13 protein-coding genes are annotated in these 15329 nt (G+C 65.1%); 10 read left to right on the forward strand and 3 right to left on the reverse strand.

Annotation, left to right across the window (positions count from 1 at the left end):
• Positions 1–42 precede the first annotated feature (42 nt).
• From NCR93_RS01500 to nagE, 5 genes are all read left to right on the forward strand, one after another.
• Positions 43–777 carry a GntR family transcriptional regulator gene (locus tag NCR93_RS01500; RefSeq protein WP_250532140.1) on the forward strand — a complete coding sequence of 245 codons (735 nt, stop codon included), beginning with the start codon at positions 43–45 and terminating at the stop codon, positions 775–777.
• A 162-nt stretch (positions 778–939) separates the two neighbouring features.
• Positions 940–2043: an N-acetylglucosamine-6-phosphate deacetylase gene (gene nagA / locus NCR93_RS01505; protein ID WP_250532141.1), complete on the forward strand. Its 1104-nt coding sequence runs from the start codon at positions 940–942 to the stop codon at positions 2041–2043.
• Positions 2036–3043 (forward strand): SIS domain-containing protein, encoded by a 1008-nt coding sequence (locus NCR93_RS01510; RefSeq protein ID WP_008351738.1) that lies wholly within the window; start codon positions 2036–2038, stop codon positions 3041–3043. The genes nagA and NCR93_RS01510 overlap by 8 nt, the downstream gene beginning before the upstream one ends.
• A gap of 12 nt (positions 3044–3055) precedes the next feature.
• Positions 3056–5644 carry a phosphoenolpyruvate--protein phosphotransferase gene (gene ptsP, locus NCR93_RS01515; protein WP_250481450.1) on the forward strand — a complete coding sequence of 863 codons (2589 nt, stop codon included), beginning with the start codon at positions 3056–3058 and terminating at the stop codon, positions 5642–5644.
• A gap of 87 nt (positions 5645–5731) precedes the next feature.
• Positions 5732–7522: an N-acetylglucosamine-specific PTS transporter subunit IIBC gene (gene nagE / locus NCR93_RS01520; RefSeq protein WP_034470518.1), complete on the forward strand. Its 1791-nt coding sequence runs from the start codon at positions 5732–5734 to the stop codon at positions 7520–7522.
• A 131-nt stretch (positions 7523–7653) separates the two neighbouring features.
• Here the strand turns inward: nagE and rpoH are convergent, their stop codons facing one another.
• Entirely contained in the window at positions 7654–8589 is a 936-nt protein-coding gene (rpoH, locus tag NCR93_RS01525; protein WP_008351733.1) for an RNA polymerase sigma factor RpoH, read from the reverse strand.
• 363 nt (positions 8590–8952) lie between these two features.
• On the opposite strand from rpoH, the gene NCR93_RS01530 reads away from it, so the two are divergent.
• Both NCR93_RS01530 and NCR93_RS01535 read left to right on the forward strand, forming a co-directional pair.
• Positions 8953–9519, forward strand: a complete 567-nt coding sequence (locus NCR93_RS01530) for an acyloxyacyl hydrolase (protein WP_034470522.1) — start codon at positions 8953–8955, stop codon at positions 9517–9519.
• A 45-nt stretch (positions 9520–9564) separates the two neighbouring features.
• On the forward strand, positions 9565–9948 hold the full coding sequence (locus NCR93_RS01535) for a nuclear transport factor 2 family protein (protein ID WP_008351729.1): 384 nt from the start codon (positions 9565–9567) through the stop codon (positions 9946–9948).
• A 16-nt stretch (positions 9949–9964) separates the two neighbouring features.
• Here NCR93_RS01535 and leuA read toward each other — a convergent pair whose 3' ends face one another.
• The gene (gene leuA, locus NCR93_RS01540; protein WP_008351725.1) at positions 9965–11617 is read right to left on the reverse strand and encodes a 2-isopropylmalate synthase; all 1653 of its coding nucleotides are present in this window, start codon (positions 11615–11617) and stop codon (positions 9965–9967) included.
• 417 nt (positions 11618–12034) lie between these two features.
• Positions 12035–13027 carry a DNA-binding protein YbiB gene (gene ybiB / locus NCR93_RS01545; protein WP_008351722.1) on the reverse strand — a complete coding sequence of 331 codons (993 nt, stop codon included), beginning with the start codon at positions 13025–13027 and terminating at the stop codon, positions 12035–12037.
• Between the two features lie 326 nt (positions 13028–13353).
• Between ybiB and NCR93_RS01550 the strand changes: the two genes are divergently transcribed.
• From NCR93_RS01550 to NCR93_RS01560, 3 genes are read left to right on the forward strand one after another with little or no spacing between them, the layout of a single operon-like run.
• Positions 13354–14052, forward strand: coding sequence for a fumarylacetoacetate hydrolase family protein (locus NCR93_RS01550; RefSeq protein ID WP_239294308.1), 699 nt, complete (start codon positions 13354–13356; stop codon positions 14050–14052).
• A 10-nt stretch (positions 14053–14062) separates the two neighbouring features.
• Positions 14063–14707: a maleylacetoacetate isomerase gene (maiA, locus tag NCR93_RS01555; RefSeq protein WP_008351718.1), complete on the forward strand. Its 645-nt coding sequence runs from the start codon at positions 14063–14065 to the stop codon at positions 14705–14707.
• Positions 14704–15321 carry a LysE/ArgO family amino acid transporter gene (locus NCR93_RS01560; RefSeq protein WP_008351716.1) on the forward strand — a complete coding sequence of 206 codons (618 nt, stop codon included), beginning with the start codon at positions 14704–14706 and terminating at the stop codon, positions 15319–15321. The genes maiA and NCR93_RS01560 overlap by 4 nt, the downstream gene beginning before the upstream one ends.
• Positions 15322–15329 lie beyond the last annotated feature (8 nt).

Consider the following 15329-nt stretch of genomic DNA (forward strand, 5'->3'; position numbering starts at 1 on the left):
TTGGTTATATAATGGGCTCCACTTTTGAGGTGAGAGCTTTCGATGGAGCATCGCTGGCAGGACCTGACACCCGACGCGCGGAGCGACACGCCGCTCTATCTTCAGTTGGCGTCGCGCCTCGCCACGGCGATCCACGCGGGCAACTGGTCGGCTGGCGAGGCGCTGCCGTCCGAGCGCACGTTGTCGGAAGGTGTGGGCGTGTCGCGGATAACCGCGAGAAAGGCCATCGCGCTGCTGGTCGAGCAAGGCCTGATCCGGCGCGTACGAGGCGCGGGCAGTTTCATCACGCCGCGCGTCGAAGATCCGCTTTCCCGTCTCACCGGTTTCACGCGAAAGATGGAGCAGCGCGGCTTCACGCCCGATTCGATCTGGCTAGAACGCGGACTGCGCGCAGCGAATCGCGATGAAACCGTGCGCCTCGGTCTGGCGCCGGGCGCGGCTGTTGCAAGCCTGAAGCCGTTGCGGCGCGCGGACGGCATCGTGATGGCGGTCGAGCATTCAACGTTGCCGGTCGCCGCGGTGCCCGATCCACTCGCGATCGGCGCTTCGCTCTACCGGTATCTGGAGGCGCGCGGGCTGTCGGTGGTGCGCGCGTTGCAGCACTTTCGCGCGGTGAACGCCGGCGCGGAGATCGCCCGGCTCATGGGCGTCGCGCCGCGTGCAGCGCTGCTCGTGATCACGCGCATCGGCTATTCGGCGGATCAACGCGCGATCGAATTGACGGACACCTACTGTCGCGACGACTACTACGACTTCGTCGCGGAACTGCATCGATAAGCGTCGGCACAGACGCGCTTAATCCGGACGCATCAAGAGAGCAAACAGAGAACGAGAGGACCCAAGGACGCCGTTCGCTTCTTTCGCGACGAAAGCCTGCTCGCAGCACGGCGCGGACGGCACTGAACCTCATCCATGCATCGCGTACTTCCAGAGAAATTCATGCTGAAAGGAAACATACTCACGACCGATGGCTGGATCCACGGCACGGTCCGCTTCGAGAACGGCCGCGTGACGGCGCTCGAAGGACATATCGCCGATCCGCTCGCCAACGACGCGCCCTACATCCTGCCGGGCTTTATCGATCTGCACGTTCACGGCGGCGGCGGCCGCGACATCATGGAAGGCGGCGACGCGGCGGACACCGTTGCCCGCCAGCACGCGCAGCACGGCACGACGAGCCTGCTCGCCACCACGATGACTGCGCCGCGCGACGAACTCATGAGCGTCGTCGCGGGTCTCGGCGAACAGGCCAAACACCGCGCGGCGGGCGGCGCGCGCATGCTCGGCGTGCACCTGGAAGGTCCGTACATCAATCCCGGCAAGCTCGGCGCGCAGCCGGACGCGGCCGCCGTCGCGGTGCGCGACGAAGTGCTGAAGTATCTCGATCTCGCGCCGATCCGCGTCGTCACGATCGCGCCGGAAATCTCCGGTCATCTCGACATTATTTCGGACCTCGCGGCGCGCGGCGTGCGTGTGCAGCTCGGCCATTCGCTCGGCACATACGACGACGCCGTGAACGCGCTCAAGCACGGCGCGCGCGGCTTCACGCATCTGTTCAACGCAATGTCGCCGCTGCATCACCGTGACCCGGGCATGGTCGGCGCGGCGCTCGCGCATGCCGAATACGCGGAACTGATTCCTGATCTGCTGCACGTTCATCCGGGCGCGATTCGGGCCGCGATGCGCGCGATTCCGCGTCTCTACGTCGTGACCGACAGCACCTCGGCGGCCGGTATGCCCGACGGCGAATATCGCCTCGGCAGCCAGCACGTCACCAAATGCATGGGCGGCGTGCGCCTCGCGGACGGCACGCTCGCCGGCAGCACCCTGACGATGGATCAGGCGCTGCGCAATCTCGTCTCGCTGGGCATTCCGCTCGCGGACGTCTCGAATCGCCTGTCGCGTTTCCCCGCCGACTATCTCGGACTCAAAGACCGCGGCCGCATCGCGCGCGGCGCTTGGGCCGATCTCGTCGTGCTCGACCGGGAGCACGCGCTGACCGCCACGTACGTCGAAGGAGAATCAATTGTCGAATATGCTTAATGAGGCGCTCGAGTCCGCCGACGTCGTCGCGGCCCAGCTCGCCGATACCTCGCGCATCGAAGAACTCGCGGAAAAGCTCAAGGAACAGCCGCGCAATGTCGCGCTCACGGTCGCGCGTGGCAGTTCCGACCACGCCGCCAGTTATTTCGCAAGCCTGACGATGAGCCGCATCGGCGTGCCGGTCGCATCGCTGCCGATGTCCGTCGCGACGTTGCAGCAGGCGCCGCTGCGTGTCTCGGGCCAACTGGCCGTCGCGTTCTCGCAGTCGGGCAAGAGCCCCGATCTCGTCGGCACCATGCAGGCGCTGCGCGACGCGGGGGCGTTCACCGTCGCGGCCGTCAACGTCTCCGGTTCGCCGCTCGAAAGCGCGTGCGAATACTTCCTGCCGCTGCTCGCCGGTCCCGAACTGTCGGTTGCCGCGACCAAGAGCTATATCGCGATGCTGTCGCTTTCCGCGATCGTGATCGCGCACGTTCAGCGCGACGTCGAATTGCTGAAGGCGCTCGATTCGCTGCCCGAGAAGCTGCGCGCCGCCGGCAAGCTCGACTGGACGCGCGCCGTCGACGAACTGAAGAGCGTCGATCGCATGATCGTGATCGGGCGCGGCCTCGGCCTCGCCATCGCGCAGGAAGCCGCGCTCAAGCTGAAGGAAACGTCGGGCATTCAGGCCGAAGCGTTTTCCAGCGCGGAAGTGCGTCACGGTCCGATGGAGATCATCGACCGCGACTATCCGCTGCTCGTATTCGCGCCGCGCGGGCCGGAGCAGGCGGGTCTCATCCAGCTTGCCGCCGATATGCGTGCCCGCGGCGCGCGCGTGCTGCTCGCAGCCCCAGCCGACGTCGCCGAAGCGGAACTGCCGCTCGTCGCCACGGACCATCCCGCGCTCGATCCGATCGCCGCGATTCTTTCGTTCTACGTGATGGCCGCGGGTCTGGCCGCCGCGCGCGGGCGCAATCCCGACGCGCCGCGCCACCTGAACAAGGTCACCGAAACCCATTGAGTGAGATAGCCGATGCGCCGTGCCGAGGAGTCACTGTTGAACCATTCCATCGATAACCCGAACGACGTCGTGCTGCTCGCGCCGTTCACCGGTCCCGTCGTGCCGCTCGCCGACGTGCCGGATCCCGTGTTCGCCGAGGGCATGTTCGGCGACGGCATCGGCATCGATCCGCTCGATAACGTGCTCGTCTCGCCCTGCGACGGCACCATCACGCATCTGGCGCGCACGCATCACGCCGTGACGCTGCGCACGAAGGAAGGCGCCGAGATTCTCGTGCATATCGGCATCGACACGGTCGAGCTGGGCGGCAAGGGCTTCACGCCGAAGATCCAGCAAGGCGCGACGGTGCGCGCGGGCGAGCCGCTGATCGAGTTCGATGCGGATTTCGTCGCGCAGCACGCGCCGAGCCTCGTTTCGGTAATCGCGATCGCCAACGGCGATGCCTTCGATATCATCGATCGCGCCGGCCGCGGCGTGCTGAAAGCGGGCTCGCGCCTGCTGGTTCTGCGCGCCAAGGACGGCGAGAAAGCCGAGACGGCGCGCGCGGGCGCGGTCGTTCTCGACGAAGCGCGCCGCAGCCTGACGCTCTCCCATGCGGGCGGCCTCCATGCGCGTCCGGCGGCGCGGGCACGCGAAGCTTCCCGCGGTTTCGACGCGAAGGTCGAAGTGCGCTACGAAGGCAAGAAGGCGCCGGTGGAAAGCGTCGTCGGCCTGCTCGGCCTCGGTGCGGGCGAGGGCGCGACCATCGAGCTCGTCGGCATCGGCGTGCAGGCGCAACAGGCGGTCGAAGCGGTCGCGGTGGAATTGCTGCGCGCGGCGCAAGGCGAAGTCGAAGAATCGCCCGCGCGCGAGAAGTCGCCCGCGCCGGTCGTCCAAGCCACGCGAACGGGCGAGCCGTTGCCGCCGAACACGCTCGCGGGCGTGTGCGCGGCGCCGGGCATCGCGATCGGCAAGCTGGTGCGCTGGGACGATCAGGAAATCGTGCCGCCGGAACAGGCGAGCGGCGCATCGGCGGCGGAAAGCCGCGCGCTCGATAAAGCCATCGCCCAGGTCGATGCCGAACTCGGCGAAACCGTGCGTACCGCGTCGCAGCGCGGCGCGGTCGGCGAAGCGGGCATTTTCGCGGTGCATCGCGTGCTGCTCGAAGATCCGACGCTTCTCGACGCCGCGCGCGATCTCATCAGCCTCGGCAAGAGCGCGGGCTTCGCATGGCGCGAGGCGATCCGCGCGCAGATCGCGCTGCTCTCGAACGTGCAGGACGAACTGCTCGCCGAGCGCGCGGCCGATCTTCGCGACATCGAAAAGCGCGTGTTGCGCGCGCTCGGCCTCAACAACACGGCGGCGCTCGAGTTGCCTCAGGAAGCCGTGCTCGCCGCCACGGAATTCACGCCGTCGGATCTGTCGTCGCTCGACCGCACCCGCGTCACCGCGCTCGTGATGGCGCGCGGCGGCGCGACCTCGCACGCGGCGATCATCGCGCGGCAGATCGGCATTCCGGCGCTCGTCGCGATCGGCGATGCGCTGCACGCGATTCCCGAAGGCACGCAAGTCGTCGTCGATGCATCGGCGGGACGCATCGAGCATGCGCCGACCGCGCTCGACGTCGAGCGCGCACGCAGCGAGCGCGAGCGGCTCGCGGGCGTGCGTGAAGCGAACCGCAAGCTGTCGCGCGAAGCGGCATCGACGAAGGATGGCCGCGCGATCGAAGTCGCCGCGAACATCGCGACGCTCGACGACGCCAAAGCCGCCGTCGAAAACGGCGCCGATGCGGTCGGCCTGTTGCGCACCGAACTGCTGTTCATTCATCGCCAGTCGGCGCCGACGGTCGCGGAGCACGCGCAAAGCTATCAGGGCATCGTCGATGCCTTGCAGGGCCGCACCGCGATCATCCGCACGCTCGATGTCGGCGCGGACAAGGAAGTCGATTATCTGACGCTGCCGCCCGAGGAAAATCCGGCGCTCGGGCTGCGCGGCATCCGGCTCGCGCAAGTGCGCCCCGATCTGCTCGATGACCAGTTGCGCGGCCTGCTCGCCGTGAAGCCGGCGGGCGCGCTGCGAATCCTGTTGCCGATGGTCACCGATTCCGGCGAACTGCAGCGCTTGCGTGCGCGCATCGACGAACTGGCGCGCGAAGCGGGCCGCACCGATCCGGTCGAAGTGGGTGTGATGATCGAAGTGCCGTCGGCGGCGCTGCTTGCCGACCAACTGGCGAAATACGCCGATTTCCTCTCGATCGGCACCAACGATCTCACGCAGTACACGCTCGCGATGGACCGTTGCCAGCCCGATCTCGCCGCGCAATCCGACGGCCTGCATCCGGCCGTGCTGCGTCTCATCAAGGCGGCGGTGCAGGGCGCGGAGAAGCACGGCAAGTGGGTCGGCGTGTGCGGCGCGCTCGGCGGCGATCCGGTCGCGGCGCCCTTGCTCATCGGACTCGGCGTGACGGAATTGTCGGTCGATCCGGTGTCGGTGCCCGGCATCAAGGCACGCGTGCGCAATCTCGATTACCAACTGTGCCGTCAGCGCGCCGAGGATTGCCTCGCGCTCGAATCGGCTCAGGCAGTAAGAGCGGCAAGCCGCGAAATCTGGCCGCAGGACTGAACGTCTTCCCTGCAGCCAGCTTCACGGATGCCTTTTCAGCAATCCTCGAAGCAGCAAAGACAAGACCTATATTTTTTGGAGAACCCGATGGACGCCAACCCGTTTGCAAAGATGCAGCGACTAGGCCGCGCGCTGATGCTGCCGATCGCCGTACTACCGGTGGCCGGCCTGCTTTTGCGTCTCGGCCAGCCCGATGTCTTCAACATCAAGATGATCGCGGACGCCGGCGACGCGATCTTCACCAATCTGCCGCTCTTGTTCGCGATCGGCGTGGCGGTGGGCTTCGCGAAGGACAACAACGGCACGGCGGGTCTCGCCGGCGCGATCGGCTACCTCATCGAAGTGGCCGTGATGAAGGACATCAACGACAAGCTCAACATGGGCGTGCTGTCGGGGATCATCGCCGGTATGGTGGCCGGCTATCTGTATAACCGATACAAGGACATCAAGCTGCCCGAGTATCTGGCATTCTTCGGCGGCAAGCGCTTCGTGCCGATCGTGACAGGCGTCGCGTGTCTGGTGCTCGGCATCGTCTTCGGCTACATCTGGCAGCCGGTGCAGGCGGCCATCGACGGCGCGGGCAACTGGCTGACGACCGCCGGCGCGCTCGGCACCTTCGTGTTCGGCGTGCTGAACCGCATCCTGCTGGTTACGGGTCTGCATCACATCATCAACTCGCTCGCGTGGTTCGTGTTCGGCTCGTTCACGCCGCCCGACGGCGGCGCGATCGTGCACGGCGACCTGCATCGCTTCTTCGCGGGCGACAAGACGGCGGGCGGCTTCATGACGGGCTTCTTCCCGGTGATGATGTTCGGTCTCCCGGCCGCGTGCCTCGCGATGTTCCATGAAGCGCCGAAGGAGCGCCGCGCGATCGTCGGCGGCCTGCTGTTCTCCATGGCCCTGACCGCATTCCTGACGGGCGTGACCGAGCCGATCGAATACTCGTTCATGTTCCTGGCTCCGGTGCTCTACGGCATCCACGCAGTGCTGACGGGCCTGTCGCTCGCCATCTGCTCGGCGCTCGGCATCCACCTGGGCTTCACGTTCTCGGCGGGCGCGATCGACTACGTGCTGAACTACGGTCTGTCGCAGCGCGGCTGGCTGGCGCTCGTGGTCGGTGCGGTGTACTTCGTCATCTATTACGGCCTGTTCCGCTTCTTTATCCGCAAGTTCAACATGGCGACACCGGGCCGCGAGCCGGCCACGACCGACGCCGAAACCGACGTGGCGCAAACCGTCGATGGCGGCCTGATTCCGCCCGTGCCCGGCGCGGCAGCAGCCGTGTCGAACACGCGCGCTGCGAAGTACGTCGCGGCGCTCGGCGGCGCATCCAATCTGACGCTCGTCGATGCCTGCACGACGCGTCTGCGTCTGTCGGTCGTGGATTCGGAGAAGGTGTCGGAGCCGCAGTTGAAGAGCATCGGCGCGCGCGGCGTGTTGAAGCGCGGCGCGACCAACGTCCAGGTGATCATCGGGCCGGAAGCCGATCTGATCGCCGATGAAATCCGCAGCGAACTCGAGCATTCGTCGACGCGCGGCGCAACGCCCGCATCGTCGACGCCGGCGCAACCGGTCGCGGCAGCGGTGAGCGGCGACCAGACGCCCGGCCCGCTCGATCCGGACCCGTTCCGCTGGCTCGCGGTGTTCGGCGGCGCGACCAACGTGGTATCGCTCGACGCGGTTGCGCAGACGCGCCTGCGCGTGGTCGTGCGCGATCCGTCGTCGGTGGATCGTCAGCGTTTGTCGTCGCTGGATGTGGCGTGGGTGTCGGCGGATACGTTCCACATCGTCGTGGGCGCGGCGGCGCAGCGCTATGCGGCGCAACTGTCCACGCGCTTGTCCGGCAACGGCGGCGGCGCTGCACCGATGCCTGCCTGAAGCGGTAATCGAAGCTCGATAACAAACGGCGCCCGCGGGCGCCGTTTGTGTTTTCAGCGAAGTGCCAAAGAAAAAGCCCGCCGTCTCGTCGACGGCGGGCTTTGCAATTTCTGCAATGGCACAGTCAATTGTTACGCGTAGTCATGCAACGCCGAGCGCATCTTCTTCATCGCGCTCGCCTCGATCTGGCGAATGCGCTCCGCCGAGACGCCGAACTCGTCGGCCAGTTCATGCAGCGTCTTGCCGCCCGAGCCGTCGTCCTGCACGTCGAGCCAGCGCGCCTTGATGATGCGGCGGCTGCGTTCGTCGAGCGATTCGAGTGCATCGGCGAGGCCGTCGCTTTGCAGCCTGTCGTGCTGCCGCGCGGCGATGACGTTAGTCGGCTCGTTGTGCGAGTCGGCCAGATAGGCGATGGGCGCGTACGCTTCCTCGCCATCCTCGACCTGGCCTTCGAGCGCGATATCGCCGCCCGACAAGCGCGTTTCCATCTCCGCGACTTCCTCGCGCTTTACGTTCAGCTCGCTCGCGAGACCTTCGATCTCGTCCGGCGTGAACGCCGAATGGCTGGTCTTGTGACTGCGCAGATTGAAGAACAGCTTGCGCTGCGCCTTGGTCGTCGCGACCTTCACCATGCGCCAGTTGCGCAGGATGTACTCGTGAATCTCGGCCTTGATCCAGTGCATCGCATACGACACCAGGCGCACGTTTTGCTCTGGGTCGAAGCGCTTCACCGCTTTCATCAGACCGATGTTGCCTTCCTGGATCAGGTCGGCGTGCGGCAAGCCGTAACCGAGATAGTTACGGGCGATCGACACGACGAGGCGCAGGTGCGAAAGCACCAGCTGGCGCGCGGCGTTCAGGTTGCCCTGCTCGCGGAATTCGGTGGCGTACTGTCGTTCCTCCGCCTGCGAAAGCATCGGAATACGGTTCACTGCTTGTATGTATGAATCGATGTTGCCGATCTGGCCGGTCAGCATCGACGACTGTGCGTACGTCAGCGCGCCTGCCGAAGATGCCTTGGCAGGTGCCGAGCTCACAACATTCGGAAGGGTCATCGCATTGGTCACGCTCATAAGCTCCTTATCAACAATTCACGTGCCGCTTAACGACCGCGGCAAGTCAGACACGATATTAGCACTCCAGTCCATCGAGTGCTAAGTGTTAGAGCAGAGGGGAATGTGGGAGTTCCCACAAAAACTATCGAATTTGCGGGTCCAATAGGACGGACTGTTGCGCGAGCAGCGGAAGAAACTACCGGAGGCTGAAACGTTTTCGCATGATTTACCTTACTTGCCCACTGTCGCGATCAGAAATTCTACAAACGGGGGCGCGCTGATGCGATTTCTGCAAATGTTTTAAAACGTCACTAGAATCGCCAAGCGACAGCAATTTACGAAACACACCCGCTATCCGAGCAAATTGGGGTGCAAATGCATAAAAACAAGAGTTCGTGGCCCCGCCCGCTAGCGCGCGTGGCGGTTTGTACCGCATTGGGTCTCGCGTCGGCGGCGGCTCATGCCGACCGATTCGGTGTCCAGATCGCCGGCGGCGTCGCCGACCACGACATCAAGAAGGCCGATCTCGGCCTGTCCTGGGATCCGGGCCTCACCTGGTGGGAGATCGGCGGTTTTCACTTCACGCTCATCGGCGAAGGTCACGTGTCCTACTGGCACACGACCGAGGACAACGCCGTGCATCCGAACATATGGGAATTCGGCATTACGCCAGTGCTGCGCTTCGTGAAGAGCTCGGGCTACTTCCGGCCGTTCATCGAGGCGGGCGTCGGCGTGCGGCTGCTCTCGCACACGCGCATCACCGAGGATTTCAGCGTCGGGTCGGCGTTCCAGTTCGCGGACATGGTGGGCGTCGGCATGATCTTCGGGTCGAAGCAGAGCTATCAAGCGGGATTTCGCTTTCAGCATCTGTCGAACGGCGGTATCAAAGAGCCGAATCCTGGTATAAATTTCAGCCAGCTATATCTGCAATACAACTTCTGACGAGGCGCCGGCGCATCGGTTCCTCGACACAAGGGGAATCGACAGATGCCGGCAAAAACCATTGAGGCCATCCGCGGCCTCGAGCGCGATCGCTTCCGTGCCATGGTCGAGGGCGACGGCCCGGCGCTGGACGCGCTGCTGGCCGAGAACGTCAGCTACGTCCACACGAACGGCAAGCGGGAGACGAAGCGCCAGTTCATCGACGCGATCACCGCGGGCCGCCGCCGCTATCGGCAGATCGAAATTCAGTCGCAGGATGTGCTGCCCGCCGGCCGCGATACGTGCCTCGTGTCGGGCCGTGCGCTGATCGAGATGGAATCGAAGAACGGCGCGCTGCTGTTTCCGATCGCCTACACCGCCGTCCATGTGCAGACCGAAGGCCAATGGCAGCTGCTCGCCCTGCAGGCGACGCGCGTGGCGCTCGAATAGCCACGCGCGCCGCCCATCACGCTTCCACGGCTTCGTCTTGCCGCAGGTTGTCCACGACGCGCCCGGAGCGGTTGACCGCGCTCACGACGGCATCGGCGACCGCGAGCGCCGGATTCGCATGCACCGCGACGCCGAAGCGCGTCGGCCCGTCTCCGACACGACAGCCGACGAACGCCGCCGTGTCGCCGTTCGCCGTCACGGACGTCTCGAACCAGTTCACGCTCGCGTCCACGCCGAGCGCGGCGGCGACCGCCTGCGCGTGAGCGTCGCCGCTCGTCGCAGCCACTACGGCCGGTAATGCGACGCGCCTTTCGAATACCGTAAGCGTCGAAACGTCGATGCGCGATACCGGCCCGCCCGCATCGAAATACTCGCGCTTGAAGAGCTCGCAGATCGCTTCGCCGCTGATTTCCGCGCCGGATGCATCGGTGACTTTCTGGACGGCGTGGCTGAATTCGATCTGCACGCGGCGCGGCGGCGTGAAGCCGAGACCGCGTTCGAGCAGATACGTCGAACCGCCCTTTCCGGACTGGCTGTTCACGCGGATCACGGCGTCGTAGCTGCGGCCGAGATCGGCCGGATCGATCGGCAGATAGGGCACTTCCCACACCGTGCCCGGCACGCGCTGCGCGAAGCCCTTGCGGATCGCGTCCTGATGCGAACCCGAAAACGCGGTGAACACGAGATCGCCCGCGTACGGATGGCGTGGATGCACCGGAATCTGATTGCAGCGCTCGACGACGCGGCGCACGGCGTCGATATCGGAAAAATCGAGGCCCGGATCGACGCCTTGCGTGTAAAGATTCATCGCGAGCGTCACGAGATCGACATTGCCGGTGCGCTCGCCGTTGCCGAAGAGGCAGCCTTCGATGCGATCCGCGCCAGCGAGCAACGCCATTTCCGCCGCCGCGACGGCCGTGCCGCGATCGTTATGCGGATGCACCGACAGCACGATGCTGTCGCGAAAGCCCATGTTGCGGTCCATCCACTCGATCTGATCGGCGAAGACGTTGGGCGTTGCCGCTTCGACGGTCGCGGGCAGATTCACGATCATTTTGTGATCGGGCGTCGGACGCCACATTTGCGCGACGGCATCGCAGACTTCGCGCGCGAACGACAGCTCCGTCATGCTGAAGGTTTCGGGCGAGTACTGATAGATCCAGTGCGTGTCCGGCCGCGCCGCCGCGCATTCCTTGATGATGCGCGTGCCTTCGACCGCCAGCGCCTTCACTTCGTCCTTCGACTGGTTGAACACGATCTTGCGGAACGACGGCGCGATCGCGTTATAGAGATGCACGATCACCTTGCTCGCACCTTCCACCGCTTCGAACGTGCGCTCGATCAGTTCGCGGCGCGACTGCACGAGCACTTCGATGGTCACGTCGTCCGGAATGCGCTTTTCGTCGATCAGCTTGCGCACGAAGTCGAAATCCGTCTGCGATGCCGACGGGAAGCCCACCTCGATTTCCTTGAACCCGATTTTCACCAGCATCTCGAAGAACTCGAGCTTCGCTGCGATGCTCATCGGCTCGATGAGCGACTGGTTGCCGTCGCGCAGATCGGTGCTCATCCAGACGGGCGCTTTTTCGATCGTGCGGTTCGGCCAGCGGCGGCCATTCAGACGGACTTGCGGAAACGGACGGTATTTCTCGGCGGGGTTCGGCATCATGATCGTCGATCTCTCTTCGGACGGTTTGCGTAGCGTCTGCGAGAGAGGCCGTGTCCGGCGGCTGGCCGGGCGTGGCGGCATGCACGTAAGACCGGGCGGCGCGCGCGTTCACACGAATCACCGGCGATGGTGACGCCTGCGACCAACGTGAACGTGCGCGAAGCAGCGTGCATGTGACCCTCGCGTTTCCGTTTCGCGGGATGCGCGAACGAAAAGCTGACGACTACAGGTTGGTAAGAAAAGGTACTGCGGGAAACTTCTGGAGGACCGCGCGACTTGCGAACGCACGGCGCTACGTCTGGCGACTTACGCTAGACGTAGCGATAGGGGCCGCGCTAGGCGGCCCGAAATAATTCGGAGGGAGGAAAACTGGGTCAAGCGCATGCGTTCGACTTTAAACCAGCGTTGAATAGTGTGTCAAACGGGATTTTCCTGACCGGCGACCGGCTTGCGCACCACATTGGCGATGACTTCAACCTGGCGCGCGACCGCGGGCGGCACCGGCACATCGCCGCGCAGCACGGATTCGATCCAGCGCGCGGTGGTCGCGGCGTCGAGCGTCTCGGGCAGCTCGACACGCGGGGCGTCCGGCTGCGAATGCTCGGGCGCGATCAGCGTTTCGGCGTGGCCGTCGTGAAACCAGTCGACCTGCACCTGGCGGCGCGTGTCCGCGACGGCTTCGCCTTCCGTGCCGCGCGCGAGCAGTGCGCCGCCCGCCGCCGCGTCCGGATGCGCGGTGAAAAGCCCGGTGAGACTCTCGCGATATTCGGGATGCGTGTAGTTGACGAGCCGCAGGCCCGGGTCCGCGAACGGTTGAAGGATCTTCACGAGCGTATGTGTCGAATTGCGCACGCCCATGCGGCGTCTGAGCGCGAGCAATCGCGCGAGCTTCGGCGCGAGCACGGTGATCGGCGCGAAGGAGAGGCGGCGCGAGGCGAGGCTGTCTTCGATTTCATCGTGCGAAGCCGCGTGCGCGATGCCCAGTTCGGCGAAGATTTCGGCGCTCGTCACGCGGCCGGGATCGCCGGTGACGCCGTGCACCAGGACCGGTACGCCTTCGCGCGCGAGCAGCAGCGACAGGAGCGGCACGAGATTGGGCGTCTTGCGTGCGCCGTTGTAGCTCGGGATCGAGACGGGCCGTGCGTGCTCGCGGCCATCCTGGACATGCAGCGGCTCGAACGAGCGATGCGCGGCGGAAAGCATCGCGGCAAGCTCGGCGGCGGTTTCGCCCTTGACGCGATAGGCCAGCAGCACCGCGCCCAGTTCGAGTTCGGGCACGCGATCGTCGAGCATCGCTTCGTAGAGCGCGTAAGTATCCTCGTGCGAAAGTGCGCGCGCGCCATTCGGCCCGCGGCCGATTTCCTTGATGTAGCGTGCGCAGGCGAAAGTGGGGGAAGCGGAGTCGGTCATCGGAGAGGTGCGCGATCGGGCGCTCAATTCCGTAATCTGAGCGATGCCGTTGCGCTTTTTAAGGTGCAGGAATGCTATTGAGTACCGCATTTGAGGAGCGCTGGCAAGGTTTGCCCATCGAACGTTTCGCGCGCTTTTCCGCCGATGCTTACTAAAACCACCGCGCCAGCCGCAGCTCCGAAGGCCGGTCGAAAGCTCGCAGAGCCAAGCCCGACAAGCTTCGCCACGATTTGTGCGCGCACGTTACACTCCTTGTTCTCGCCGGCCGTGAACGCCGACGCATTCGTCCGGAAATCTGCGAATCAAAACAGCATCAGGAGAGCGGGATGAGTTATGTGTTTCCTCCGGCGCCGGCAGCAGCCGTGCCCGTCGATGGTTCGAACGAGCAGTTTCCCGTGCGCCGCATCTACTGCGTCGGGCGAAACTACGAAGCCCATGCGCGCGAAATGGGCCACGATCCGGATCGCGAGCCGCCGTTCTTCTTCAGCAAGCCCGCCGATGCCGTGCTGAACGTTGCGCCGGGCTCGACGGCGGAATTCCCGTATCCGTCGCAGACGAAGAATCTGCACTTCGAGATGGAACTCGTCGCCGCGATCGGCAAGCAGGGCAAGAACATTCCCGCCGATAAGGCGCTGGACTACGTCTACGGCTACGCGCTCGGGCTCGACATGACGCGCCGTGACCTGCAAGCCGAAGCGAAGAAGCTCGGCCGTCCGTGGGACACGGCGAAGGGTTTCGACCGCTCCGCGCCGATCGGCCCGATTCATCCCGTATCGAAGGTCGGGCATCTGGAAAAGAGCGCGATCTGGCTGACGGTCAACGGCGAGGAAAAGCAGCGCTCGGACATCTCGCAACTGATCTGGTCGGTCGGCGAGACGGTCGCGTATCTGTCGACGCTCTTCGAACTCTTCCCCGGCGATCTCATCTTCACCGGCACGCCCGAAGGCGTCGGCGCGGTCGTGAAGGGGGACGTGCTGAAGGGCGGCGTCGACGGCATCGGCGAATTCTCCGTGCGCGTCGTCTGAGTCCGCGACCATGAAGCTCTACAGCTATTTCCGCAGCTCGGCGGCGTATCGCGTGCGTATCGCGCTGAATCTGAAGGGGCTCGATTACGAGTACGAGGGCGTGCATTTGCTGCGCGACGGCGGCCAGCAGTTGAAGCCCGAATATCGCGCGGTGAATCCGGACGGCATTGTGCCGGCGCTCGTCGATGGCGACGACGTTCTCACGCAGTCGCTCGCGATCATCGAGTATCTCGAGGAGACGCATCCCGAGCCGGCGCTCCTGCCGAAGAATCCGTCCGATCGCGCCTTCGTGCGTTCGGTCGCGATGCAGGTCGCGTGCGAGATTCATCCGCTCGACAATTTGCGCGTGCTCAAGTACCTGAAGCATCAGGTGAAGGTGCCGGATGACGTGAAGGACGCGTGGTATCGGCATTGGGTCGAGATGGGTTTCACGTCGCTCGAAACGCGGCTGGCCGCCGACAGGCGCGTCGGCGCGCTCACGTTCGGCGACACGCCGACCGTTGCCGATCTGTGCATCGTGCCGCAGGTGTTCAACGCGCGGCGCTTCGGCATCGACGTGAGCGCTTATCCGACGATTTCGCGCATCGCCGATCACGCCAGCACGATCGACGCCTTCGCGCGGGCCGCTCCCGCGCAGCAACCGGACGCCGAATGACGGCCGATTTCCCGAGCTTTCTGTCGGGGGCGGGATTGGGCGCGAGCCTGATCGTCGCGATCGGCGCGCAGAACGCCTTCGTGTTGCGGCAGGGTTTGAAGCGACGTCACGTAGGAATCGTCGTGTCGATCTGCGCGTTCATCGACGTGATGTTGATCGGGCTCGGCGTCGGCGGCATGGGGGCGCTCATTTCGCGTGCGCCCGTCCTGCTCGACGTGATCCGCTGGGCCGGCGCGATCTTCGTGTTCCTGTACGGCTTGCGCGCGTTCATCGCGGCGTGGCGCGGGCCGGGGCATCTGGACGCATCGGATGGCGATTCGCAGACGGCGGTGGGCGCGGCATCCACGGTGCTCGCCTTGTCGCTGCTCAATCCGCACGTTTATCTCGATACCGTCGTGCTGCTCGGCGGCATCGGCGCGCAACGCGGCTGGCCGGGCGACGCGTGGTTCGCGGCCGGCGCGATGTCTTCGTCGATCGTCTGGTTCACGGCGCTCGGCTACGGCGCGCGTCTTCTGGAACCGTGGTTCGAGAAAGACGTGTCGTGGCGCGTGCTCGATGTGATCGTCGGCTGCGTGATGTGGTGGATCGCGGCTTCCTTGCTCTTCGCGCGATAAAAAAGAGC

Source organism: Caballeronia sp. ATUFL_F1_KS39 (genome assembly GCF_023630985.1).
Classification (GTDB): domain Bacteria; phylum Pseudomonadota; class Gammaproteobacteria; order Burkholderiales; family Burkholderiaceae; genus Caballeronia; species Caballeronia zhejiangensis.

What these genes read in the sequence shown, in the direction of transcription:
- leuA (WP_008351725.1), bottom strand. Translation starts at nt 11,617, where the DNA reads ATGATGCCGAACCCCGCCGAGAAATACCGTCCGTTTCCGCAAGTCCGT.
- nagA (WP_250532141.1), top strand. Translation starts at nt 940, where the DNA reads ATGCTGAAAGGAAACATACTCACGACCGATGGCTGGATCCACGGCACG.
- ptsP (WP_250481450.1), top strand. Translation starts at nt 3,056, where the DNA reads ATGCGCCGTGCCGAGGAGTCACTGTTGAACCATTCCATCGATAACCCG.
- nagE (WP_034470518.1), top strand. Translation starts at nt 5,732, where the DNA reads ATGGACGCCAACCCGTTTGCAAAGATGCAGCGACTAGGCCGCGCGCTG.
- ybiB (WP_008351722.1), bottom strand. Translation starts at nt 13,027, where the DNA reads ATGACCGACTCCGCTTCCCCCACTTTCGCCTGCGCACGCTACATCAAG.
- NCR93_RS01500 (WP_250532140.1), top strand. Translation starts at nt 43, where the DNA reads ATGGAGCATCGCTGGCAGGACCTGACACCCGACGCGCGGAGCGACACG.
- NCR93_RS01530 (WP_034470522.1), top strand. Translation starts at nt 8,953, where the DNA reads ATGCATAAAAACAAGAGTTCGTGGCCCCGCCCGCTAGCGCGCGTGGCG.
- NCR93_RS01560 (WP_008351716.1), top strand. Translation starts at nt 14,704, where the DNA reads ATGACGGCCGATTTCCCGAGCTTTCTGTCGGGGGCGGGATTGGGCGCG.
- NCR93_RS01510 (WP_008351738.1), top strand. Translation starts at nt 2,036, where the DNA reads ATGCTTAATGAGGCGCTCGAGTCCGCCGACGTCGTCGCGGCCCAGCTC.
- NCR93_RS01535 (WP_008351729.1), top strand. Translation starts at nt 9,565, where the DNA reads ATGCCGGCAAAAACCATTGAGGCCATCCGCGGCCTCGAGCGCGATCGC.
- NCR93_RS01550 (WP_239294308.1), top strand. Translation starts at nt 13,354, where the DNA reads ATGAGTTATGTGTTTCCTCCGGCGCCGGCAGCAGCCGTGCCCGTCGAT.
- maiA (WP_008351718.1), top strand. Translation starts at nt 14,063, where the DNA reads ATGAAGCTCTACAGCTATTTCCGCAGCTCGGCGGCGTATCGCGTGCGT.